The sequence below is a fragment of the Actinomadura sp. CNU-125 genome, from assembly GCF_001942465.1.
In the GTDB taxonomy this organism is placed as follows: Bacteria; Actinomycetota; Actinomycetes; order Streptosporangiales; family Streptosporangiaceae; genus Spirillospora.
The window spans coordinates 24636-45451 of record NZ_MKJY01000133.1 but is presented as its reverse complement, the minus strand read 5'-3'; the positions used below and the strand labels follow the sequence as shown (position 1 = coordinate 45451).

The following is a 20816-nucleotide window of genomic DNA, read 5'->3' as shown; positions in this document are numbered from 1 at the left end:
TGCCGCTGGGCACCACCGCCTACGCGTGGCTCCACCAGCCGCAGGACGTGCGGAAGGCGACCCTGCGCACGCTGAGCGAGGGGCCGTTCAGCAAGATCCGCATGACCGTCTTCCCGAAGTCGATGGTGTACAACTCCAACGACCCCGACCTGTATCCGTTTCCGCAGGCGACGATGGCGCCTTCGACCTCACCCGGTTCGACCCGCGTTTCTTCCAGCGCCTGGAGGATGCCGTCAGGCGGCTCGGAGCGCTGGGCATCGAGGCCGACATCATCCTTTTCCACCCCTATGACCGGTGGGGCTTCGCCGACATGGGGCCGACCGCGGACGACCGCTATCTCTCCTACGTTGTGCGCCGCCTCTGGGCGTTCCCCAACGTCTGGTGGTCGATGGCCAACGAGTACGACTTCGTCGCGTCCAAGACCGAGTCGGATTGGGAGCGGCTGGCGCAGGTCGTCGTCGGCAACGATCCCTGCGGTCACCTGTGCTCCATCCACAACGGCGTCGTCCCCTACGACCATTCGAAGGAGTGGATCACCCACGTCAGCGTGCAGGGCGCCGCGGAGCGCATCGAGGAGTGGCGCCGGACCTGGAAGAAGCCCGTCGTCCTGGACGAATGCGGGTACGAAGGCAACATCGAGTACGGCTGGGGGAACATCACCGGCCAAGAGTTGACCAGGCGCTTCTGGGAAGGGGCCGTCCGCGGCGGATACGTCGGGCACGGCGAGACCTACCACCGCGACGACGAGCGGCTCTGGTGGGCCAAGGGCGGCGAACTCACCGGCGACTCGCCGGAACGCATCGCCTTCCTGCGACGCGTCGTCGAAGAAGGCTCGGGAGTCCTCGAACCGACCGGCCTGGGCATTGACGGGCTGGCGGCGAAGGGAGCGGACGGGAGCGACCTGCTCTACTTCGGAATCGCTCGTCCATTGTTCAGCACCCTGTCGCTGAGTGAAGGCAGGTACCGGGTCGACGTGATCGACACCTGGAACATGACCATCGACTCTCGCGAGGAGGTCTGCCGGGAGGGCACGCTTCGCGTCGCTCTCCCCGGGCGGGAGTACATCGCGCTCCGCGTCACCGCCCACTGACCGCGAAAGCGGCGGAACGAACTCTCCGGAGCAAGCAGGGGCGGCGGACCGACCCGCACCTCGCCGGCGCGCTTCAGGCCGCGTCCGGTCCGGCAGCACAGCACGTCCAGCGCGCCAGGGAGAGGAGATCGACCATGCCCGAGGACAGCCACCGCAACGCCGACCTGCCCGACGACGTCCGAGCCGAACTTCTGCTGCGGGAGATGACTCTCGAAGAGAAATGCGGCCAGCTCAGCTCCGTCTTCCCGTGGGCGCTGGTCCAGGCGGACGGCTCCGCCGCGACGGGCGCGGAGGAAACACTCCGACACCCGCCGGGACACATCGCCGCCCTTTACCTCGACGATCCCGCGCAGCAGGCGCGGCTGATCGGCCGGCTCCAGCGGCAGTTCGTGACGCGGACCAGGCTCGGCGTCCCGGCGCTGGTGCACGGCGAGGCGGTCAACGGACTCCTCGCCGGCGGCCACATGATCTTCCCGACCCCCACGGGGCTCGCGGCGACCTGGAGTCCCGAACTCGTCGAGGAGATGACGGACCTGATCCGGCGGCAGATGCGCCGCGTCGGCGTTCTGCAGGCACTGTCGCCCGTGCTGGACGTGGCGTTCGACCCGAGGTGGGGACGTGTCCACGAGACCTATGGCGAGGACCCGTACCTCACCGCCGCGTTCGGAGTCGCCTTCACCCGGGGCCTTCAGGGAGAGGACCTACGCGAAGGCGTCATCGCCACGGCCAAGCACTTCCTCGGTTACGCCCTGGGCGCGGGAGGCGTCAACCAGTCGGCGTACGAGGGCGGCGCGCGGCGAACCCGCGACCTGTTCGCCTACCCGTTCGAGGCCGCGATCCGGCTCGCCGGTCTGCGGTCGGTCATGAACGCCTACGGTGACGTCGACGGCGTTCCGGCCGGCGTCTCCCACGAGGTGCTGACACGGCTGCTGCGAGAGATCCTCGGATTCGACGGCTTCGTGTCGTCGGACTACGCGACCCTTGAGCAGGTGGTGACGCGGCAGAAGGCGGCGTCCGGGCCCGGCGAGGTGGCGCGGCTGGCGATCACCGCGGGGATGGACGTGGAGCTGCCGACCCCGTACGCCTACGGCGATGTCCTCGCCGAGCAGGTGCAGCTCGGCAACGTGAACGTCCAAGACGTCGACGTCTGCGTCCGACGCGTGCTCAAGGCCAAGTTCGAACTGGGACTGTTCGAAAATCCCTACCCGGCCGAACGCATCGACCTGACCGCGGCGGCCACCGACGGCAAGGCGCTGTCAGAGCGGCTCGCACGGCGGTCGGTCGTGCTGGTCGAGAACGACGGGATCCTCCCGCTGGCCTCGCGGACGCCGTACGGGGCTCTGAACGTCGCCGTGATCGGACCGCACGCGCAGCCCGCCAACCTGCAGTTCCCGGCTTACACCTACCCGGCTTGGCGCGAGGCGTCCCTCCGGATGATGGAAGGCGAGGTCGGCACCATGGTCGGGGCCGAGCGGCCCCAACTCGCGTGGCTCAAAGAACTGGTTCCGCACGTGGACCCCGAGACGTTCGTCCGCGACCGGTACGGCGCCCGTGGCCTCGCCGAGGAGATCGCCGAATTCGCCCGCTGCGTCCGGTCCGAGCAGGGAAGCGGTCTGACCCGGCCGCTCGGTGCGGACACGCTCGAGCGAGCCGTGGCCGCCGCGCGCGAATCCGACGTCGTCGTGCTCGCTCTCGGCGGCGCGAGCATGTGGTTCAACGGGGAACGCACCGAGGGCGAGGGCAGCGACTCGGCCGACATCTCGCTCCCCGCGGCGCAGACGGCCCTGGCCGAGGCGGTGGCGGCCACCGGGAAGCCCATCGTCGCCGTGCTCGTCCAAGGGCGCGCCTACGCGCTCCCAGAGGTGATCAAGAACGCGTCCGCCATCGTGGTGGCCGCCTACGGCGGACCTTTCGGCACCAAGGCCATCGCCGACGTGCTGTTCGGTGCCACGAACCCGAGCGGGAAACTCCCCTACGGCATTCCCCGCCACAGCGGGCAGATCCCGGTGTACCACCACCAGCACGCCGGCACCGGCTTCCGCAACCCGCTGCCCCCGGACACCGACCACCACTACCTCGACATGGAGGCCACGCCGCTGTACCCGTTCGGGCACGGCCTGAGCTACACCGGCTTCACACTCGGTGACCTGTCGGCCGACGCGGAGGTCGACACCGGCGGAGCAGCCGAGATCAGCGTGACCGTCCGCAACGACGGCCCCGTCGACGGCGCCACCGTCGTGCAGTTGTACGTCCGGGTCGACGCCTTCGGCGTCACCCGGCCGGCACAGCAGCTCGCGGGCTTCTGCCGGGTCGACCTGCCGCAGAACGAATCCCGCCGGGTCACTTTCACAGTCGCGGCCGCACAGCTCGGGCACACGGGTCTCGCGCGCGACTTCACGGTCGAGCCTGCGGCCGTCGAATTCTTCGTCGGCCTCAACTCCGACGACCGGTGCCTCACCGGCTCGTTCACGCTGACCGGTGATGCGCGCGTGCTCACGAGCGCGGACCGGTCCTTTCTCTCCGAAGCGGAGATCGACCTAGTCCAAGGGGGGATGTCACCCGGGCATGAGTGAGTGCCCGGTCACCCGCTCGTGAGAAGCGACTTGGCGGTATCGGCGTCGGTGATGAGGACGTTGATCCAGGCACCGCGCGCCGCACCCCGTATCGCGGCGATCTTGGACGCGCCTCCGGCGACGCCGATCCGCCGATCGACCGCTCGTAGCCGCTCGGGGTCGATCCCGATGATGCGGTCCTCGAAATCGGCATTGACGGGCCGCCCGTCGGCGTCGAAGTAACGGGTACAGACGTCCCCGACGGCGCCGAGTTCTTCGAGCCTGCGCTTGTCCTGCGAGGTGATCGCGTTGCCTGACCGGCGCAGCAGCGGGGACGGCTCCAGGGTGCCAATACCGACCAGGGCGAGGGTCAGCCGTGACCACGCCTGCATGACCTCGGCGACGTCCGGTTCCTTCGACAGCAGGTCGCGCAGTTCGCGGCTGTGCACGAGCGCGGCGCTGGGCGCGAACACCGGCCGCGCCCCGGTGAGTTCGGCGAGCCGGCTCGTGAGCCGGGTGGCGTGCAGCTGGACCTCGGGACTGCCCGACCCGCCGACGATCTGGACGACCTCGCGCGCGACCGAGTTCGTCTTCGCGGGCATGACGTTGACGGATTCCAGCAGGGTGGCGCTCCAAGAGGAGATGCCTATGACGTCGCCTCCCTTGAGGGTGGCATCGAGGTAGGTGGCGGTGGCGGACGCGAGTGCGGGGATGACCTCGGGGCCGACGCCGCCCGCGTCGGCGACGACGGCGTCGCGCAGACCGTACTCCTCGATCAGAGCGTCTTCGAGCTCCGCGTGCACGCCCTCGGGAGACACGACCACCGTGCGGACGACGGCCCGGTCGGCGGCCTCTTTGAGCAGGCGGGAAACCCGCGCCTGGGACATGTTGAGCCGCTCGGCGATCTCCGGTTGCCGTAGCCCTCGCTCGTGGTACATGCGCGCCACCTTGACCAGCAGACGCAGATGGTCGGTGCTGGGCGTCGATGCGATCACCACGGATTCAGCTCCTCGTACACGGCGCTGCGGTGCCGAGCGCCCGCTGGCGATGGTAGACGCAGCACGCGTGCGAGGGCGAAGCCGCCACGGGCATCACGCTCGTCCGGGGCGGGACCGGACCTCTCAGGCCGGTGTACCAAGTTCCCGGGCGGCGCGGAGACGCCGCCGCCACCGGGCCACCGCTCGAGCGCGCTCCTCCTCGCTCCACGACGGGCCGAACACCTCGAGGCCGCGGTCCGCCCGTGCCTCCAGATCCGGGATCGTCCACCAGCCCAGCACCAATCCCGCGAGGTCGCCGACACCCCCTGCGGACAGCTGATGATGTCGTGTGCGCGCGACCTCGATGCCCCGGAGGTCGGACTGCAACCGCAGCAGGGCGGTACTGCGGGCCAGCCCGCCGTCGGCCATGACCCGCCGCAGGCCGGGGACCGCGGCGAGGACGTCGTCGACCTGGTGAGCGACCGATTCCAGGGCGGCGCGCGCGAGCTGCGCGCGACCGGTGCCGTAGTCGAACCCGGCCAGGATTGGTACCGCACGCGCGTCCCACCAGGCGCGCCGAGCCCGCCGAACGCGGGAACGAACGCCACGTCGCCCGACTCGGCCTGCGCCGCCATGTCCACGATCTGTTCCGTGGAGACACCGAGCAGTTCGGCCAGCCACGTCAGAGTGCGCCCGCTGGAGCGAATGTTGGCCTCGTTCGCGTACGCTGCCCCCTCGATCGACCAGGCGATGGTGTCGCAGAGCGTCCCGCCCGGCCGGGGGGCGTCGGTGACGCTCATGACGGACGAGCCGGTGCCGTAGGTGACCTTGACGACTCCGCGCCGCCATCCGGCGTGCGCGAACAGCGCGGCGTGAGAGTCGCCCAGCACCGCCAGTACCGGCACGCCCGGGGACAACGGAGCCAGGTCGCCGACCTCGCCGAACGGCCCCGTAGAGGAGACGACGTCCGGCAGCGCCTCCCTGGGAACGTTGAACAGTTCCAGGAGTTCGGCGTCCCAATCGCCGCTGCGCAGATTCAGCAGCTGAGTGCGGGAGGCGTTGCCGATCTCGGTGACGAAGGCGCCTGTCAGCCGGGCGAGCAGCCATGCGTCCACGGTGCCGAGCCGCAGGTCGCCGCGCCTGGAACGAATCCGGGCAGGGTCGTGCTCGTCCAGCAGGGCCGCCATCTTCAGCGCGGAGAACATCGTGTCGAGGGGCAGCCCGGTCCGTTGCCGGACGAGATCGGCATGGCCTTCGTCGGCCAGTTCGGCCGCTCGCGCGGCGCCGCGCCGGTCCTGCCAGCCGACCAGTGGGGCGACCGGCCGGCCGGTCGCGGCCTCCCACAGCACCACCGACTCACGCTGGGTGCTCAGCCCGATTCCCGCGACCGAAGCGGGGTCGATACCGTCCATGCAGGCGGCGACGGCGGCATGGACGCTGCCGAGCACTTCCCCGGCGTCCTGCTCCACCAGTCCGGGCCCCGGATGGCGGGCGCCCACCTGGACGCCCGACTGAGCGGCGACGGCTCCGTCCGAGTCCACGAGCAGCGCCTTGGTGGAACCGGTGCCCTGGTCGATCGCCAGCACGAACGGTCCCATCAGGTCCGTCCCAGCGCCTCGCGCGCGGCCGCGGCGATCCCGGCCGCGTTGAGCCCGAAGTGGTCGAGCAGGAACGCCGCGCCACCCGTCGGTGCGAACTCGGGTACCCCCAGCATGCGCACCGGTAGGGGGCGATGCTCCGCGACGACCTTGGCGACGGCGGCGCCCAGCCCGCCGGAGAGCAGCCCCTCCTCCGCCGTGACGATCGCCCCGGTCTCCTCGGCCGCGGCGAGTGTCTCGCCCACGTCCAGCGGCTGGACGAACGTCATGTTGACCACGCGGGCCGCCAAGCCGTCCCGGCTCAGCAGTGCCGCCGCCTCGAGGGCACGCGAGACCATCGTCCCGATCGCAATCAGGGTGACGTCACCGCCATCGCGCAAGCGCACCGCCCTTCCCTCCTGGAAGGGGGTGCCGACGGGTGTGACCTCGGGAACCTTGAACCGCGGGATCCTCAGGTAGGAGGGGCTTCCGCATCCGGCCGCCCACCGGACGGCGTCCCGGGTCTGCCGGGGATCGGCGGGCACGACGATCCGCAGGCCCGGGATGGCCCGCATCCAGGCCAGGTCCTCGATGGCGTGATGGGTTGGGCCGAGGGCGCCGTACGCCATCCCTGGGCTCTGCCCGCACAGGACGACGTGCCGGTCGCTGTAGACGACGTCGGCCTTGATCTGCTCCAGGGCGCGCCCGGTGAGGAACGGCGCGGCGGCCGATGCGAACGGGACGAACCCGGCGTTGGCCAGGCCCGCGGCGACGCCCACCATGTCCTGCTCGGCGATGCCGACGTTGACGAGCCGACCGGGGAACTCCTCCCGGAACTTCGCCAGGTTGCTGGATCCCACGGAGTCGTTGCAGACGGCCACGATGCGCTCGTCCGCCCGTGCCAGGGCCGCGAGCTCGTCGGCGAAGTCGGCGCGGCAGTCGAAGGTGGGCGCCTGTTCCGCCACGGCGGTCATCCGGCCAGCTCCGCGAGAGCCAACCGGACCTGCTCGTCGGTGGGCACCTTGTGGTGCCACTCAGCGCGATCCTCCATGAACGACACTCCCTTGCCCTTGGTCGTGTTGGCCACGACGGCGACCGGGCGGCCGCTCGTCGACGGTTCCAGTGCCTGCTTGATCGCCGCGTGGTCGTGCCCGTCGATGACGCGGGTCTCCCAGCCGAAGCTCTCCCACTTGGCGTCCAAGGGGTCCAGTGCCTTGGTGTCCTCGGTGCGGGCGCCCTGCTGCAGCCGGTTGCGGTCGACCACGGCCGTGAGATCTGCCAGACCGTGGTGGGCGGCCGTCATCGCCGCCTCCCAATTACTGCCCTCCTGCATCTCCCCGTCGCCGAGCACCACGATCGTGCGCCAGGTCTCGCCGCGCAGCTTCGCTCCCAGCGCGCACCCGGTGGCGACCGGGAACCCGTGGCCGAGAGGCCCGGTGTTGGTCTCCACGCCCGGGACCTTCACCCGGTTGGGGTGCCCGTTCAGCGGCGACAGTGGTGCCATGAACTCGCTCAGCCGCTTGCGCGGAAAAAAGCCGCAAGATGCGAGCGTGGCGTACAGGGCAGCCGCGCAGTGACCCTTGCTTAGCACGAACCGGTCGCGCGACGCGCTGGACGGATCGCGCGGATCGAGCCGTAGGACGGACCACATCGCGGTCACCAGCAGGTCCGTCACCGAAAGGTCACCGCCGACGTGCCCCATCCGGGCCGCCTGAATGGTGGTGAGCACGTCACGGCGGATCCGCTTGGCGATGCCCGCCAGTTCCGGGGCGGCCTGTGCCGGTGTCGCCGACCGCAGCCGTGCGCTGCACTCCGCGTAGGCCAGAGCGGCCGCATCGTCCGGACGCAGTGGAGTTTCCAGCGCCATCACTCGTCCTCGCTTTCCGCGAGAGCCCGGAACAATGCGCGCTTCGCGATCCGCTGGGCCCTGAGGGCGTCCTGCGCGGCCTGCGCCTCGGCGAGTTCCCCGCGGTCGAGGTAACCCAGTGCCCGATGGAACGCCCGCATCGTGCGGATCCCCGTGCGCGCCGCCTCGACCGGATCCTCGCGGAAAGGGAACTGGTCGAGCTGCCACACCCCGTCCCAGCCGGCATCGTGCAAAGCGAAGAAGAACTCGAACGTCTCCAGCAGATGCACCGACCCGACGACCATGTCGTCGTCCCACCCGCGGAAGTTGTCGTTGACGTCGATCGCGAACAGCCTGTTCCGAGCGATCGCCATCCGCGCCGACTCGGCAGGCGTCTCGCCCCCAAACAGCGAGTGGCCGAAGTCCAAGAGCACCCCCACGTTGCCGACGCCCATGTCGTCGATCGCCAGCAATGTGCGCGCGACGGAGGAGAGCACCATCCGGTTGCGCGGTTCACGCGGCTTGTACTCGATCGCGAACCGCAGGTCGGGAAACGCCAGTGCCAACTCCCGGACAGCGCTCACCGACATGTCCCATAGGTCGGCGTAATCGGCCTGGAACGGGTAGTCGTACCCGTCCTGCCCGGGCCACAGCTTCACGTAGTCCGACCCCGAGCTCGCGTCCGGCCTCCGCGGAAGCGGCGACCAGGTCGATGGCGGCGCGCCGCACCTGCGGATCGGGGTTGGTGAAACCTCCTTTGGCGAACACGCCGGTGTAGATCTCCGGCGTGACGGCGATGGCACGCAGGTCCCGCGCCGCGAGCGCCTCCTCGACCTCCACCGTCCGAATCCCGCCTGGCGGGAACGGCCAGTTGAGGTCGACGGCCGAAAGTCCCTCGACCTGCCCGGCGAGCTCGATGGCGTCCAGCACCGTCCTGGCCGGACCGTAGCCGTCCGTGGCATACCGGTCGACATAGCTCGCGAAGTGCCAGATCCCCGCTCCGAACACCGGATCCCGCGTATTGTGAATTTCTATGCGGTCACGATCAGACATGCATTGGAAGGTAAGGGAGTGGCAACCCGGCCGTCAAGGATCAACCTGGACACATCACGCCCACCCCCGCGGGCCGTTCGCAACGCCCGCCGCACCGTGGCCGGAGTCAGGACGGTTCGAGGGACGCGAACGCTTCGTCGAGTGCGGCGTCGAAGTCGAGGGCGCCGTCCGAGTCGGTCCACGCGTCGGTGGCGGCATCCAGGCACCCCAGCGCGGCGGCGGCCAAGGCGGCGGTGGCGAGATGAGAACGCCCTGGGGCGCGGCCCAGCAGCACCGAGGTGAGGGCGTCTCGCCATGAGCGCCGGTGCTGCCATTGGGCTCCGCCGAGCGAGGCGTCGCTTTTGAGCAGCTTGGTGAGATTGAGCGCGGCGGTGTCGTCCTGGTTCTGGGTCTCGGTGATGAGATCCATCGCGCGCCGCAGCGCCTGCCAGTCGTCTTCGGCGGCGGGACGGGCTCCCAGCCGTTCGGCGAGGTCCTCCCCAATGGCCGACAGACCGACCAGGACCGCGTTCTCCTTGGAGCCGAGATAGCGCAGGTACGTGCTGCGGGAGACGCCCGCGGCGGACGCCAGCTCGTGCAGGGTGACGCCGTCGAAGCCGTGCCGCATCACCTCCTGGAGGGTGACGTGCGCCAAGCGGGTCCGGATGGCGTCGTGCGCGATCTCGCGGGTGGACAAGGCGGCCATGGCCCTCATGCTAGTTGAACTCCGGATTCAAAGTCGGAACTGGTGTGCTAAAAATGAAACTCCAGTTCCAACACAGGGAGTGAGCATGACTCAGGTCGAAGGCACGCTGGACGGCAAGATCGCGATCGTGACTGGGGCGGGCCAGGGCCTCGGCAGGGCGATCGCGGTCGAGATGGCGAAGGCGGGCGCACGGGTGGCGGTCGTGGACCTCAACCCCTCTACCGCGGAGAGCGTCGCCGCCGAACTCTCCGAGTACGGCGAGCCCGGTCTCGCGATCACGTGCGATGTCGGCGACAGAGGTCAGGTGAAGTCGGTCGTCGAGCGGACCGTCGCCGAATGGGGCGGCATCGACATCGTCGTCAACAACGCGCAGAACCTCCGTGTGGTCCAGATGCCCTTCATCGAGACCGATGAGGAGCTCCTGCGGCGCCACCTGAACAGCGGGCTGTTCGGCACTTACTACTTCCTCCAGGAGTCCTACGAGCACCTCAAGTCGGGCCGGGGATCGGTGATCAACATCGGTTCGGGCGCCGGGGTGGCCGGGCTGAAGGATCACTTCGCCTACGCCGCGACCAAGGAGGCGATCAGGGCGACGACGCGGGTGGTGGCCCGGGAATGGGGCCCCGACGGGATCAGAGTCAACACGATCTGCCCGGCGGCCTACGACACCCCCTCCATGAACGAGTTCCTGTCGAAGGCCACCGACGAGATGAAGGGCTACATGACCGGCCAGATCCCCCTCGGACGCTTCGGTGGCGCCGACGAGGTGGCCACGGTCGCGGTGTTCCTGGCCGGGAACGCCTCCTCCTACATGACCGGGCACACACTCATGGTCGACGGCGGCTCCAACATGGACGCCGGTCGCTGAGCCCGCCCGGCGGGTCCGGCCGTCCACGGGCGAACCCCGCCGCGCGACCGGGTCGACAACCAGAACGGAGACCGAACATGAGGCTCGAGAGCGGCCAGGTGGCCGTCGTAACGGGTGCCGCCAGAGGCATCGGGCTCGCCCTGGCCGAGGCGTTCGCCACCCGCGGCATGCGGGTGGTCCTGTCGGATCTGCGCACCGAGGAGGTGACCGCCGGTGCGAGCCGGGTGGCGGACGGCCACGGGGTCGAGACGCTCGCGGTCACCACCGACGTCCGCGCCCCGACGCCGTCGAAGCCCTCGCTTAAGCGACCTTATCCAACTCCGACAGACCCGCCAGCGACGGTAGCCTCGGGTCCGCATGCAGGCGTTTCGGCCTGCATGGCGGGATCGATACGACGGCGGTTGCCCGACTATGCGCCAACCGGGATGCGGTACGGCGCACCGATCGGGGTGCCGGTGGGCCATGTGCTGTCGGTGCGTGTCGCCCCGCCGATATGAACCCCCATGGACGCCTACACGGTCGCGCTTGCCCTGCCGCGCGGCGCTATGGGGCTCCGACTGTGAACGAGCCGGTGATAGTCAGGGTGCCGCTGGAGGGTGTGGGGCGTTCCCCTGTGTGTGGGGTCCCCCAGGGGGCACCTCCACCGGACCAGCGGAGCCACCTCGCTGACCAGCACAGGCACCACGAAACCAGGCGGGTACTCAGTCCAACTGAGTCCCGCCCGTTCTCACTGTCTAGCAGTGCTCACGAGAGAGCCTCTCGCGGGTGGGCGTCCTAGGCGTCGGCCTCCAGCTCAGCGGTGCTTTCGCGGTGCTTTGCGACCAGGGCGCGCAGTTCGTCGGGCGTCGGCCAAGGGGAAGCCCGATGGATCATCCGATGGCAGTTCGCGCATAGTAGGGCCAGATCCTGCAGGCGCGTCTTGGTCTCGCCGGAGACATGGAGCGGGACTACGTGATGGCACTCGATGTAATCGGCCCCGCGAGGGCCGTAGGTCCGTTCGAAATCGAAGCTGCAGACCTCACAGGCGAGGTCTCCGTGTTGCTTACGTGCCTGCTCAATCCGCTTCTTGCGGAGCTTCGGGTCACGCTCCCGCACGAAGTGCTTGCGAAGCAGAAGGCTCCCATCGGGCGCGCTGACGTCCTCGTCGACCACGGCATCAGGCCAAGCGACGTCGAAGAGGCCCCTGATTTGACTCCCGTTCGGATCAGCGCTGCAGAAGCGTGCATCCTCGCTGGGTCATCAAGGAACGCTTGCAAGACTTCCAAGTCCAGGACGCCGCCATTGGTTGGTTTGCCCTGGTAGTCGGGGTGCCGTGTGGCGATGTCCGAGGTCTTGTGCGCTACTCCGTTGGGGTTGCGGAACTTCTCTCCGCGTGCGGCGAGCGGATGGATTGGCAACCGCTGGAGAAGGTCGGAAAGCTCAAGTACGCGTTCGTCATTCGGCAGGAGCCGGCGCCAGCCGTTGGAAGCGACCAAATCGCAGGCGAGGACAAGTTCGTCCCATTCCCACGGCGGGTTGCGCGTGGTGCGTACCTCGAAGCCGAGCCGCTTGAGCGCCCGAACCGCGTGTTTCGCGCCACCGGAGAAGTCTCCCGCCGTGAGCGCGGTCCCGGTGGCGTACCGGTGCGCGACGCCCGCGATCGCCTTGGAGTCGTAGAAGCCCTCTTCGTGTACGAGGAGGTACTGGCGTGCTTCTCCGAAGCCGTAGCGGCTCAGGAACCGATCACGACCGAGTTCTCGGTACTCGGCAATTGCCCTGAGTACATCCACACGGGAGATCTCTGCCAGCGCCATGGCGCCGAGCGTATGCCATGGACACCGCGTACGCGGGAGGCGCCCGATCGGATTCGGGCGCTCCTTGCAAGCCGTCTTCTTGGTCCCTCTCGATGTGGTTGCCTCGGCTGAGTTGCCCGGGGGCTTGGACACATCCGTCGGCGAAACTTCGCTGGTCGGCGCCGCGACGTCGATCGTCGGATGTCCGCACGCTGCCTCAGCTCGAACTCCAGGCGCGTGAATAGGCCTGCGCTCGTTGTAACGCTTCGGCTACCAGGTCGGGCGAGTTCACGCCGGGGTGGTGCCCGGGTCACTTCGATGTCGGAAGTGCGCATCGGGGAGACGCGGCCCGATTTGGGAGATTGACGCCTGGCCGATTGCTCCGCCGGGTGGCCGAAATGCTGGGCGTCGGGACAGTAAACCGTGGGTGGGCGTGGGCCGTCTCCTCTGTGAAGCCGATTGCCCAGGGAGGTCGTGCACATGACTCGACGCGATTGGCGCCTGCGCGGCGCGACACTCACTACGGTCGTTGTCGTGGCGGCCGGTCTCGTCGCGGTTCCGGCGCAGGCGGCTCCGCGCGTTTCCGCGCTGCCCGGTGACTTCGACGGGGACGGTCACCGCGACCTCGCGCTCGGCAGTCCGTCCGGCACCGCGGGCGGCGCCCGGGGGGCGGGGTTCGTCACCGTGGTCTACGGTGGCGCGTCCGGTCCGGACGCCGCGGACCGGCAGGTCATCACGCAGGAAAGCGCCGGCGTTCCGGGTGCCTCGCAGGAGTGGGACCGGTTCGGCGCCTCGCTCGCCTCGGCCGACTTCGACCTCGACGGCTACGCCGACCTCGCCGTCGTCGCGGCTGGGGAGGATTCCGGCGGCGCGCCCCTCGAAGGCGGTCGCATCACGGTTGTTTATGGTGGTGTGAACGGTTTGTCGTCCCGGGCGGTTGCGTTCGGGAGGACGTCGGCAGCGTCACCGTCAGCGCGGGCGACGTCGACCACGATGGCGCGCCCGACCTGGTCTCCGGTGGCCGCGGCTCGTTCACCGTGTACGGCGGCCTGGCCTCGGGCGACCTCACCGGAGAGACCACCGTCGTTGGTTCGGGCGAAGGCGAGACCGTCCGGGTGTCCACCACCGCCGCGGACCTCACCGGCGACGGCTACGCCGACTTCGCGATCGCTTTCACGTGGTCGCCGATCGACGGTGACGACTACTGGCTGCGGCTGAACGTTTATCGGGGCTCGGCGTCCGGACTTTCCGGCTCCCCGGCGTTCACCACGTCCGACCTCGCGGTGCGCTCGCTGGCGGCGGGCGATGTCGACGGCGACGGCAGGGACGACTTGGTCGCGGGCGTCGAGTCGCTGGGCGGCGAGATCCGGGTGTTCCCCGGGACCGCGTCCGGCGTCGGCCCCGCCACCGTGATCGACCAGGACACCGACGGTGTCCCCGGCACGCAGAGCCCGGCGACTCCTTCGGCGCGTCCGTCGCGACCGGCGACGTCAACGGCGACGGCAGGGCGGACATCGCCGTCGGCGCCCCCGAACGAGGACATCGGCACCGTACGCGACGCCGGCGCGGCGACCGTCCTGTACGGGGTCGACGCGCAGCAACTCGGCCAGAAGAGCGCGGGGGTGCCCGGGACGGCGGAGGCGGGCGACCTGTTCGGTTCCCAGGTCTCGCTGGCCGAGCTCAACAGCGATGGCAACGCCGACCTGACCGTCGGGTCTCGCGGCGAGGACGGCTCGGAGGGGGCGCTGGTCCTGCTGAACGGCGGCGCGTCCGGCGTGACGACGGCGGGGAGCAGGGCGTTCGGCGCCGGTACCCTCGGCGTGCAGGGGCGCTCCGCGGAGATCGGCGGAGTCGTCCTGCCCTGATCAGCGCGTCCGGGCTGCGCCGGTCGGCAGCAGGCAGACCATTACGTCTGTTTGCTCACGCAGTGCTTCCGCGAGCAGCAGGCTCCACGGGTCGTGCGTTGACTCGACGAACGGGATCAGGACGACGATCGACCGGTCGTCTCGCGCCGAGGTCCTGTTCGTGTAGTCCACGATGGGGCGGATCCTCGCCTCGTGGGGGCTGGTGAGCGCTTCCAGCGGTACGCCCGGATCCCAGCGGTTCCACTGGTCGCGCAGTGTCCGGGCGCGGTGCTCGTCGGAGCAGACGATGACCGCTACGGCGTCGCCCAGACCGAGGGCGGTGCTCAGTGCGGGGCCGGTCATGGCACCGACCTCTTCCATGGGGACGAGGACCAGCTTTCCGGTGCGGTCGGGGGACGGGACGGGCCGTGGGGAGGTGCCCCAGGTCCAGTTCCGTCCTGATCCGGTCGTAGTGGCGGCGGATCCGGCTGAACAGGAGCATCAGCAGGGGTATCACGACGACGACCGCCCAGGCGCCCTCGTCGAACTTGCTGATGAGCAGTACGAGTGTGGCGATCCCGGTGAGGACCGCCCCGGTCCCGTTGATCAGCACGGTGCCCGCCCAGTTCGGCGGGCGCAGTCGTGTCCAGTGCAGGACGAGCCCCGTCTGGCTGATCGTGAACCCGGTGAAGACGCCGACGGCGAACAGCGGGAGGAGACGGTGCGTGCGGGCGTCGACCGCGACGAGCAGTGCGGCGGCGGCGACCGCGACGGCGAGGACGCCGTACCGGTGGACGGGGCGTTCCCCGCGGAGCGCGAACAGGTGCGGCAACCGGTGGTCCTTGGCGAGCAGGCTGAGCAGGACCGGGAGGCCGCCGAAGCTGGTGTTGGCGGCGAGGATCAGGGCGAGCGCGATGATGAGGCTCGCCGCCTGGTAGAGCCAGCTCGTGCCGAGGGATCCGGCCGTGAGCTGGGCGAGGATCGTCACGTCCGCGCGGGGGAGGACGTGGTCGCGCCGGATCAGCAGGGCGATGCCGATCAGCATCAGGGCCAGGAGTCCGCCGAGCATGAGTTCGGTGCGTTGCGCGTGGGCGACGCGTGGTTTGCGGAACATCGGCACGCCGTTGGCGATGGCCTCCACGCCCGTCAGCGCGGTGCAGCCGGCGGAGAACGCTTTGAGGATCAGCAGCACGCCGATCGTCTCATGCGCGTGGACGGCCATCTCGGTGCCCACCGTCGCGGCTGGACGGGCCCTGATCAGCCCGACCGCGACGATGCCGAGGACGGTCACGATGAAGAGCACGGTCGGGGCCATCAGGAAGCGGGCGCTGTCGGCGATTCCGTACAGGTTCACGGCGGTCAGGACGAGGAGGACCGCCAGCGAGGTCTCCAGCAGGTAGGGCAGCAGCGCCGGAAAGGCCGAGGCCAGGGTGGCCGCGCCGGCCGCGAGGCTGACCGCCACCGTGAGGACGTAGTCGATGATGAGCGCGGCGGCGGCCAGGGTTCCCACCCGGGGGCCGATGTCGTCCTTCGCCACCGCGTAGGACGCGCCGCCGTCCGGATGCACGGCGATCACCTGCCGGTACGACACCACCAGGACGGCCAGCAGGCCGACGATGACCAGGACGACGGGCAGGGTGAGGCGCACGCTGGAGGCGCCGGCGGCGACCAGGGCCAGGGCGACCGCCTCGGGCCCGTAGGCGACCGAGCTCAGGGCGTCCAGGGAGAGCGCGACCAGGCCCTGGAAGCTCGTCAGGCGGCTTCGGTCGCCTTCACCGTGGCGCAGTTGGAGCCTCGGCCGACGGGACGTCGCGAGCGGGCCGTGCGCGGGCACGATCGCGCGTCCCGGAGGGAGGACTCGCCCACCGGGGCGTTCAGACCTCGACAAACCGCCCCTTCCCGGATGGTCCTGGAACGTTCCTCCCCCGGAGCGGTTCCGGCTCGCCCGGGGCGGCTCAATGATTCGGCAAGGAGATCGTTTCGGCGTCCGCCCGTACCGCGGTGATCAGCTCGTTGACGTCGTCGACCAGGGCGGCGAGGATGTGGCGGGTCGTGGCGAGGGAGCGCAGTTGCGCGTCCGGGAGCGGCGACTCGATCCGCGCGTCCAGGGCCGCGAACTGGCCGGTCAGGTCGAGCCGGACGGACGCGGCCTCGATGCCGTCGGCGACGCGGTCCAGGATCCGGGCGACGGGGTCGTCGCCGCCCGCGTTCTCCTCCGCGACGTCCACCACCGCGATCAGGCGGTCCCGGACGTGCACGGACGTGCGGATGATCGTGTTCAGCCGGTCGATCCGGGCGGTGTCGGGGGACGGCTCGTTCTCCAGCCTTTCCCGCAGGTCCGTGGCGCCTTCGATGGCCGCCTTCGAGGCGGCGAGCCGGTCGGGCGAGGCGAGAGGTCTGGCCGTCCACCACGGACGCGACCATGCGGGACAGTTCGGCGTTCGCCGACAGCAGTTCGGCGGTCCGGGCCGGGATCTGCTGTTCGGCGCCCCTCGGCCACAGCACCCGGGCGCCCACCACCGCGATCGCGCCGCCCGCCGCGACCAGGACGACGCGTTCCAGCGCCGCGTCCCAGTCGGACAGGTGGGTGAGGTCCATGAGCATCATGATCAGCGGTGTGCTGCAGACCGACCAGTAGAGGAAGCTGACCGGCCGGAGCGCGAACCCCACACCGGCGAACAGCGTCATGATCAGGGCGATGTGCAGCGGCTCGGGGGGCAGCGCCAGCAGGACGGCCGCGATGGCGCTGCCGATCACGCCGCCGCCGACGCGTTGCCCGACCCGCGTCATCGTCCGCCCGTAGGTGTCGCGGAGGCTGAGCAGGACGGTCACCGGCAGCCACTGCCCGTGTTCGAGCCGCAGGCCCGTGGAGATCGTCATCGCCGCGGTGACCAGGACGGCGACCCGTGCGGCGTGCCGGAACAGCGGCGACCGGTCCCGCACCGCGCGCGCGACCACGGCCGCGTCGCCCGCGGCCGGACGACGGGACGGAGCCGCGGCCGTCGGGTGCGCGGACCCGGCGGCACGTCCTGGGCACGGCGGGCCGATCGCAGGATGCTGTCGAGCCGGTCGATCGACCGGCTGATCTGTGCGGTGATCGCCGCGGTGATCCGGTCTCCCCCGCTCCCCGTTCCGGGCGGCGTCGTGTCGGCGTCGGTGTCGCCCGGCGAGCGCGCGCGGACGGCGAGTCCGGCGATCGCCGCGCGGGCGGCGGATCGCCAGGCGTCCCCGGACGGGTAGCCGCGGGAGTTCAACGCCTCGATCTGCGTGTGCAGGCCGACCGTTTTCCGGATCGTTCGGTAGTAGACGTCGATGAGCTGCTGTGGCCGGGTGGCGAGCTGCTCGCCGTCCTCGCCGGCCTGGTAGAGGCGGCAGGTGGTGGCGGCGTCCTGCACGGCGGCGACCGCACGCCCGTGCCGCCGGTCCCACTGGACGTCCGGCCGGGAGCGGGGCTCCACCTCGGCGGCCGTGGCGTCCAGCAGCGCGGCGATCGCGCGGGCCGCCCGCGTCAGCGCCCCGTCCAGCGGACGCAGCCGCCGTGCGGGCCACGGGATCAGCAGGAGCAGGCCGAGCCAGAGCCCGCCCGCGCCCATGAGCAGGAGGTTCTCCAGCGGGTGGCCGGGCGGCGGGCGGATCGCGGTGAGCACCACGGCCATCACCGCGGTCGGCCTCATCCAGGACACCGAAACGGCGGCCGGGACGACCGCCGCGATCGCCGCGACCGCCGCCCAGCGGTGGCCCGCCAGCAGCCCGCCGAGGGCGCCGCCCGCGGCGATCACGATGATGGAGAGGGCCAGCGACCTGGCGCGGGCGCTGTAGGGGCCGCTCGGTGCGGTGAAGGCGAGCAGGAACGCGCCGATGGCGGCGAGCGTCCCCTGGTCGAGCCGCCGGAAGTGGACGCCGAGGAGCAGCGGCAGCGCGATCCCGAGGGCGGCGGCGAGCCCGTAGTACGGCGCGGCCTGTTCCTTGATCCGGGTGAGCGTCCTGTTCAAGGCCCGCCGATCCGGCCGTTCTGTTTCGCGGCCGTCCGTCCGGCGATCACCGGTGGTACCTGCCGACGGCGTTTCCGGAGAACCGGTTCATGGTCTAAAACCTCGGTGCTCGTCCGTTACCGTGCGGGGCCGTCAGGTGAGGTGGTCGAGAAGGGTGTAGAGGGCCAGGAAGACCCCGAAGCCCAGGAGGACGCTGCCGGCGGCGTTGATCGCCGCTTTGGTGTATTTCCCGTCCTGGATCAGGTGGACGGTGTCCAGTTCGAAGGTGCTGAACGTGGTGAGGGCGCCGCACAGGCCCGTGCCGAGGAGCGCTTCGACGTTCGTCCCGGTGCCGGCTCCGTGGAGGGCGCCGAGGAAGGCCGCGCCGAGGATGTTCACGGAGAGGGTGCCCCACGGGAACGATTTGCCCGCGAACGACTTGACGTAGCCGTCGATGACGTAGCGGACCGGCGCGCCCGCGGCACCGCCGACGAGGGCGAGGATCGCCGCGACGAGGGTCATCGGTTCCTCCTCGGGATGCGGCGGCCGAGGACGAGGCCGACGGCGATCGCGGCCCAGCCGAGGAGGACGCTGGCGACCGCGTAGCCGATGCCCAGGGGCGTGTGTCCCGATTGGGTGAGGTTGTGGATGTCGTCGATCAGGTGCGAGAAGGTCGTGAAGCCGCCCAGGTAGCCCGTCACCGCCAGCGGACGCGCCCACGGGTGCGGCCTGCCGCGGAGGAGGTAGCTGGTCAGGACGCCCATGGCGAGGCAGCCGAGCATGTTGACGGTGAACGTGTTCCACGGGAAGCCGGTCTTCTCGGTGGGGATCGCCTCGCCGAGGAGGTATCGCGCGAGGGCGCCGAGCGCGCCGCCCATCGCGACCTCGGCGATGACCCGCGGTTTCAGTCCCGGGGGCGGCGGTTTGCCCGCGTGCGGGTGGAGCGCGGCGGCTTCCGCGTGTTCGCGGTGGCCCAGGCGCCCCTCCAGCACCGGCTTCATCGCAGCGTCTCGCGGACGGCTTCGCAGGTGCGAAGGTACGCGGCCTCCACTTCGGGCGACCGGTCGCCGAGGATGCGGGCCCACGCGCCGCAGTCGTCGGGCAGCAGGCTCGCGCCGCCGTGCAGGCCCGTGGCTGCGATCGTGTCGTGCATGGCGTCGGCCGTCTCGCGGGCCCGTGGCGTCAGCACGTAGAGGGACGCCGTCACCCCGAAGTCGTCCATCGTCGCGGGCCCGGCGGGCGAGTGCTCGGACGGGACGAGCCGGAGCGGGTCCGCGAACAGGGTCCGGCCGTCCGGGTCGCGTACCTCCAGGTCGGTGCAGTAGACGGTGTACGCGTGGCGTTCGCCCCGGGCCAACCGGCCGATCATCAGTTTCTCTCCGATGACGACCGTCGCTTCGGGGTCGGCGATGACGTCCATGTGCTGGTAGAAGCGCGATCCCCCGAAGGGGATGGTGGTCTCGGGCAGGTACTCGACGTAGCTGTTGCGGGCGGCGCGCAGTTCGACGGTCTGCGTGGCGTAGTCGTGCTCCATCCGGTAGAGCCGCGTGGCGGTCTGGGTGGTGAAGTGCACGGCGGTGTCCGGGCCGCAGTCGAGTTCGATGCGGTAGCGGTCCCCTTGGAGGATCCCGCCGCCGGACGACATGAAGAGCACGTGCGGCATGTGCGGGCGGTCGGGGTCCGGGTAGAGCGGGCGGGTGGTGTGCAGGGGCGCCTTCTGGACGTGGCGGGTCAGTTCCGTGCGGCCGCCGACGTGGGCGAAGCCGAGTTCGAGGACGCCGACCTTGCCGGGCGCGCCGACCGGGAGCGTGTCGGGCACGGCGGCGTGCCTGCTGACGGTGCCGGGTGTGAGCCCGTCGGCGGGCACGGCGGCGTGCCTGCTGACGGTGCCGGGTGTGAGCCCGTCGGTGGGCACGGCGGCGTTCCTGGTGACGGTGCCGGACGTCAGACCGTCGGTGAGCACAGTGCCTCCCGGCGGTCCAGGACGAAGTCGGCGACGTCGGTGATGCCGGTTCCGGCGAGGCAGTCGGTCAGGATGACCGGACGGTCGCCGCGGACGGCGCGCGCGTCCCGTTCCATGACCGTGAGGTCGGTGCGGACGTAGCGGGCGATGTCGATCTTGTTGATGATCAGCAGGTCGGAGTCGGTGGTGCCGGGGCCGCGCTTGCGCGGCATCTTCTCGCCCTCGGCGGTGTCGAGGACGAACACGTAGACGTCGGCCAGGGCAGGGCTGAAGGTGAGCGTGAGGTTGTCGCCGCCGCTCTCGAACAGCAGGACGTCGATGTCGGGGAACCGGTCGAGCATCTCGGCGGCGGCCGCGAGGTTCATCGTGGGGTCGTCGCGGACGGCCGTGTGCGGGCATGCGCCGGTCTCGACCCCGGCGACGCGGTCGGCGTCGAGGGTTCCGGCGAGGGTGCGGCGGACGTGCTCGGCGTCCTCCTGCGTGTAGATGTCGTTGGTGATGACGCCGGGGCGGTGGCCGCGGGCGACCAGGACGGGGACGAGCGCCTCGATGAGCGCGGTCTTGCCCGACCCGACGGGGCCGCCGATGCCGATCTTGTACACGTGCTGCGGTTCCATG

21 protein-coding genes and 4 pseudogenes are annotated in these 20816 nt (G+C 70.4%); 8 read left to right on the top strand and 17 right to left on the bottom strand.

Annotated elements, in window-relative coordinates:
• Positions 1-19: 19 nt before the first annotated feature.
• Complete coding sequence (locus tag BJF79_RS60450) at positions 20-283, bottom strand: hypothetical protein (RefSeq protein ID WP_262402188.1); 264 nt, start codon at positions 281-283, stop codon at positions 20-22.
• Here BJF79_RS60450 and BJF79_RS60445 point away from each other — a divergent pair.
• On the top strand, positions 221-1090 hold the full coding sequence (locus tag BJF79_RS60445) for a DUF5605 domain-containing protein (RefSeq protein WP_262402186.1): 870 nt from the start codon (positions 221-223) through the stop codon (positions 1088-1090). The genes BJF79_RS60450 and BJF79_RS60445 overlap by 63 nt on opposite strands.
• A 134-nt stretch (positions 1091-1224) precedes the next feature.
• Positions 1225-3663, top strand: coding sequence for a glycoside hydrolase family 3 N-terminal domain-containing protein (locus tag BJF79_RS17405; RefSeq protein WP_075898751.1), 2439 nt, complete (start codon positions 1225-1227; stop codon positions 3661-3663).
• An 8-nt stretch (positions 3664-3671) separates the two neighbouring features.
• Here BJF79_RS17405 and BJF79_RS17400 read toward each other — a convergent pair whose 3' ends face one another.
• From BJF79_RS17400 to BJF79_RS17375, 7 genes and pseudogenes are all read right to left on the bottom strand, one after another.
• A complete protein-coding gene (locus tag BJF79_RS17400) occupies positions 3672-4640 on the bottom strand; it encodes a sugar-binding transcriptional regulator (protein WP_262402177.1) in 969 nt (322 codons plus the stop codon).
• Positions 4641-4763: 123 nt separating this feature from the next.
• Positions 4764-5468, bottom strand: a complete 705-nt coding sequence (locus BJF79_RS67005) for an FGGY-family carbohydrate kinase (protein ID WP_410050100.1) — start codon at positions 5466-5468, stop codon at positions 4764-4766.
• Between the two features lie 23 nt (positions 5469-5491).
• A pseudogene (locus BJF79_RS67000) lies at positions 5492-6217 on the bottom strand (FGGY family carbohydrate kinase); the annotation flags it as partial.
• Positions 6217-7170, bottom strand: a complete 954-nt coding sequence (locus BJF79_RS17390) for a transketolase family protein (protein ID WP_075898749.1) — start codon at positions 7168-7170, stop codon at positions 6217-6219. The gene BJF79_RS17390 and the pseudogene BJF79_RS67000, both read right to left, overlap by 1 nt.
• On the bottom strand, positions 7167-8063 hold the full coding sequence (locus BJF79_RS17385) for a transketolase (protein WP_083733530.1): 897 nt from the start codon (positions 8061-8063) through the stop codon (positions 7167-7169). The genes BJF79_RS17390 and BJF79_RS17385 overlap by 4 nt, the downstream gene beginning before the upstream one ends.
• Complete coding sequence (locus BJF79_RS17380) at positions 8063-9004, bottom strand: sugar phosphate isomerase/epimerase (RefSeq protein ID WP_262402176.1); 942 nt, start codon at positions 9002-9004, stop codon at positions 8063-8065. Before BJF79_RS17380 ends, BJF79_RS17385 begins: the two co-directional genes overlap by 1 nt.
• 197 nt (positions 9005-9201) lie before the next feature.
• Entirely contained in the window at positions 9202-9780 is a 579-nt protein-coding gene (locus BJF79_RS17375) for a TetR/AcrR family transcriptional regulator (protein WP_262402175.1), read from the bottom strand.
• Positions 9781-9865: 85 nt separating this feature from the next.
• Between BJF79_RS17375 and BJF79_RS17370 the strand changes: the two genes are divergently transcribed.
• Positions 9866-10648 (top strand): SDR family NAD(P)-dependent oxidoreductase, encoded by a 783-nt coding sequence (locus tag BJF79_RS17370; RefSeq protein ID WP_075898745.1) that lies wholly within the window; start codon positions 9866-9868, stop codon positions 10646-10648.
• Positions 10649-10725: 77 nt separating this feature from the next.
• A complete protein-coding gene (locus tag BJF79_RS17365; RefSeq protein ID WP_075898743.1) occupies positions 10726-11145 on the top strand; it encodes an SDR family NAD(P)-dependent oxidoreductase in 420 nt (139 codons plus the stop codon).
• Positions 11146-11422: 277 nt separating this feature from the next.
• Here BJF79_RS17365 and BJF79_RS60440 read toward each other — a convergent pair whose 3' ends face one another.
• On the bottom strand, positions 11423-11800 hold the full coding sequence (locus BJF79_RS60440; protein ID WP_262402174.1) for an HNH endonuclease: 378 nt from the start codon (positions 11798-11800) through the stop codon (positions 11423-11425).
• A gap of 98 nt (positions 11801-11898) precedes the next feature.
• Between BJF79_RS60440 and BJF79_RS60435 the strand changes: the two genes are divergently transcribed.
• The 3 genes and pseudogenes from BJF79_RS60435 to BJF79_RS66990 all read left to right on the top strand — a co-directional run.
• Entirely contained in the window at positions 11899-12552 is a 654-nt protein-coding gene (locus BJF79_RS60435) for a hypothetical protein (protein WP_262402173.1), read from the top strand.
• A gap of 348 nt (positions 12553-12900) precedes the next feature.
• Positions 12901-13308 (top strand): annotated as a pseudogene (locus tag BJF79_RS66995) (FG-GAP repeat protein); the annotation flags it as partial.
• Positions 13194-13763, top strand: a pseudogene (locus BJF79_RS66990) (FG-GAP repeat domain-containing protein); the annotation flags it as partial. The pseudogenes BJF79_RS66995 and BJF79_RS66990, both read left to right, overlap by 115 nt.
• A gap of 577 nt (positions 13764-14340) precedes the next feature.
• Here BJF79_RS66990 and BJF79_RS17350 read toward each other — a convergent pair.
• Both BJF79_RS17350 and BJF79_RS60430 read right to left on the bottom strand, forming a co-directional pair.
• On the bottom strand, positions 14341-16098 hold the full coding sequence (locus BJF79_RS17350) for an APC family permease (RefSeq protein ID WP_262402172.1): 1758 nt from the start codon (positions 16096-16098) through the stop codon (positions 14341-14343).
• A 121-nt stretch (positions 16099-16219) separates the two neighbouring features.
• Entirely contained in the window at positions 16220-16522 is a 303-nt protein-coding gene (locus BJF79_RS60430) for a hypothetical protein (RefSeq protein WP_262402171.1), read from the bottom strand.
• Positions 16523-16686: 164 nt separating this feature from the next.
• Here BJF79_RS60430 and BJF79_RS60425 point away from each other — a divergent pair, with 164 nt between their 5' ends.
• Positions 16687-16902: a hypothetical protein gene (locus BJF79_RS60425; RefSeq protein WP_262402170.1), complete on the top strand. Its 216-nt coding sequence runs from the start codon at positions 16687-16689 to the stop codon at positions 16900-16902.
• Here BJF79_RS60425 and BJF79_RS66985 read toward each other — a convergent pair.
• The 6 genes and pseudogenes from BJF79_RS66985 to ureG all read right to left on the bottom strand — a co-directional run.
• A pseudogene (locus BJF79_RS66985) lies at positions 16839-17144 on the bottom strand (FUSC family protein); the annotation flags it as partial. The gene BJF79_RS60425 and the pseudogene BJF79_RS66985 overlap by 64 nt on opposite strands.
• Complete coding sequence (locus tag BJF79_RS17340) at positions 17141-18256, bottom strand: FUSC family membrane protein (protein WP_075898739.1); 1116 nt, start codon at positions 18254-18256, stop codon at positions 17141-17143. The pseudogene BJF79_RS66985 and the gene BJF79_RS17340, both read right to left, overlap by 4 nt.
• A gap of 132 nt (positions 18257-18388) precedes the next feature.
• Entirely contained in the window at positions 18389-18757 is a 369-nt protein-coding gene (locus BJF79_RS17335; RefSeq protein WP_075898737.1) for a fluoride efflux transporter FluC, read from the bottom strand.
• Positions 18754-19236: a fluoride efflux transporter FluC gene (locus tag BJF79_RS17330; RefSeq protein WP_083733527.1), complete on the bottom strand. Its 483-nt coding sequence runs from the start codon at positions 19234-19236 to the stop codon at positions 18754-18756. Before BJF79_RS17330 ends, BJF79_RS17335 begins: the two co-directional genes overlap by 4 nt.
• Complete coding sequence (locus BJF79_RS17325) at positions 19233-20198, bottom strand: urease accessory protein UreD (protein ID WP_262402169.1); 966 nt, start codon at positions 20196-20198, stop codon at positions 19233-19235. The genes BJF79_RS17330 and BJF79_RS17325 overlap by 4 nt, the downstream gene beginning before the upstream one ends.
• Entirely contained in the window at positions 20180-20815 is a 636-nt protein-coding gene (ureG, locus tag BJF79_RS17320; RefSeq protein ID WP_075898735.1) for an urease accessory protein UreG, read from the bottom strand. The genes BJF79_RS17325 and ureG overlap by 19 nt, the downstream gene beginning before the upstream one ends.
• Position 20816: the final 1 nt, after the last annotated feature.

Coding starts and splice junctions, on each gene's coding strand:
- BJF79_RS17405 (WP_075898751.1), top strand. CDS start 1,225: ATGCCCGAGGACAGCCACCGCAACGCCGACCTGCCCGACGACGTCCGA.
- BJF79_RS67005 (WP_410050100.1), bottom strand. CDS start 5,468: ATGGCGGCGCGGAGTCGTCAAGGTCACCTACGGCACCGGCTCGTCCGT.
- BJF79_RS17390 (WP_075898749.1), bottom strand. CDS start 7,170: ATGACCGCCGTGGCGGAACAGGCGCCCACCTTCGACTGCCGCGCCGAC.
- BJF79_RS17385 (WP_083733530.1), bottom strand. CDS start 8,063: ATGGCGCTGGAAACTCCACTGCGTCCGGACGATGCGGCCGCTCTGGCC.
- BJF79_RS17380 (WP_262402176.1), bottom strand. CDS start 9,004: ATGCCACGGACGGCTACGGTCCGGCCAGGACGGTGCTGGACGCCATCG.
- BJF79_RS17375 (WP_262402175.1), bottom strand. CDS start 9,780: ATGGCCGCCTTGTCCACCCGCGAGATCGCGCACGACGCCATCCGGACC.
- BJF79_RS17370 (WP_075898745.1), top strand. CDS start 9,866: ATGACTCAGGTCGAAGGCACGCTGGACGGCAAGATCGCGATCGTGACT.
- BJF79_RS17365 (WP_075898743.1), top strand. CDS start 10,726: ATGAGGCTCGAGAGCGGCCAGGTGGCCGTCGTAACGGGTGCCGCCAGA.
- BJF79_RS60425 (WP_262402170.1), top strand. CDS start 16,687: ATGCGGGACAGTTCGGCGTTCGCCGACAGCAGTTCGGCGGTCCGGGCC.
- BJF79_RS17335 (WP_075898737.1), bottom strand. CDS start 18,757: ATGACCCTCGTCGCGGCGATCCTCGCCCTCGTCGGCGGTGCCGCGGGC.
- BJF79_RS17330 (WP_083733527.1), bottom strand. CDS start 19,236: ATGAAGCCGGTGCTGGAGGGGCGCCTGGGCCACCGCGAACACGCGGAA.
- ureG (WP_075898735.1), bottom strand. CDS start 20,815: ATGGAACCGCAGCACGTGTACAAGATCGGCATCGGCGGCCCCGTCGGG.